This is a genomic window from Pseudomonas sp. K5002 (assembly GCF_013386655.1).
Lineage (GTDB): Bacteria > Pseudomonadota > Gammaproteobacteria > Pseudomonadales > Pseudomonadaceae > Aquipseudomonas.
Genome location: NZ_JACARK010000857.1, coordinates 1 through 1,333 on the forward strand (window position 1 = coordinate 1; position 1,333 = coordinate 1,333).

2 protein-coding genes are annotated in these 1,333 nt (G+C 65.0%); one reads left to right on the forward strand and one right to left on the reverse strand.

Annotated elements, in window-relative coordinates:
• Positions 1 to 578: hypothetical protein (locus HX846_RS30000; RefSeq protein WP_178966767.1), on the forward strand; the 578-nt coding region annotated here is incomplete at its 5' end.
• On the opposite strand, the gene HX846_RS30005 is transcribed toward HX846_RS30000, so the two are convergent.
• On the reverse strand, positions 575 to 1,333 hold a 759-nt coding region (locus HX846_RS30005; RefSeq protein ID WP_178966768.1), incomplete at its 5' end, for an iron ABC transporter permease. The two genes, HX846_RS30000 and HX846_RS30005, sit on opposite strands and share 4 nt — an antisense overlap.

Genomic DNA, 1,333 nt, shown 5'->3' on the forward strand with positions numbered 1-1,333 from the left:
TGGGCAACGGCGACAGCGACACCTTCATCGCCGTGCAACCGGTGGCAGACCCGGGCCCCTCGGTGGCCGTGGGACTGCGGCCGGACACACCGGCCTACAAGGCATTGTTCGAAGGCATCATGAACCTCGGCTACCCCGGCACATCGACCCGCTACCCGGCGGGCTACAAGGTGATGGGCGTCCAGCAGTTGTTCAAGCTCGACACCGAGCGCCAGCATCTGGCGGATCGCTACGAAGATGGCCTGGCCCACAACTTCATTGCCCAGAAGGAAATTCGCGGGTTCATCGAGATGCTGCGCCAGGACAAGATCGCGGGGGCGCGGTACTACTTCACCCCGGTGCACGGCGCGTTGATTGTCTATGAGCCCAGCTATCACGCGGACGAAAGCCAGTTGCTGCGCGATGACTGGATCGACGAAGACACGGGTGTGGTGAAGGTCAAGCCCAGCGAGGTGATCCGCCGGTTGGCGACCTCGGGCAAGCTGACCATCCTGGAAACCGATCGCTTCTGGCAACCCCGCAGCCAGGTGGCGCGGCGCTTGTTGCATGCATTCAAGCAGGCCGACCAGGGGGTTTAACGCCGCCGCATCAGCCCGATAAAAAACAGCCCGCCAATGGCCGCCGTGGCCACGCCGATGGGCAGGTCTTCGGGGGCAATCATTGTGCGGGCCGCCACATCCACCCACACCAGGAACACACTGCCCAACAGCACGCACACCGGCAGCAAACGCCGGTGTTCGGCACCTACAAGGCGCCGGGCAATGTGCGGCACCATCAGCCCGACAAAGCCGATGGAGCCGCTGATGGACACCAGCACGCCGGTCATCAGCGAGGCGATCAAAAACACCTTGAGCCGCACATTGCGCGCGTTCAGGCCCAGGGTCACGGCGGTCTGCTCGCCGGCCATCAGCGCGTTCAACGGGCGAGCCATCCCCAGCAGCAACACCAGCCCCAGCAACACGGTGGCGAAGGGAATGGCCAGCAGTTCCCAGCGCGCCAACCCGAGGCCGCCGAGCATCCAGAACATCACCGCCGAGGCCGCGCGATGGTCGCCCATGAACAGCAGCAAATTCGCCACCGCCATCATCACGAACGACACCGCCACCCCGCACAGCAACAGGCGGTCACTCTCCAGCCGACCGTTGCGACTGGCCACCGCCAGCACCACGATCATGCTCAGCAACGCACCGATGAACGCCGCGATGGGCAGGGTCAGCAGGCCGATCACTTCACCCACATGCAGCACCACGATCACCGCGCCGAGGGTGGCGCCGGAGGTCACGCCCAGCAGGTGCGGATCCGCCAGCGGGTTGCGCGTTACCGCCTGCAACAC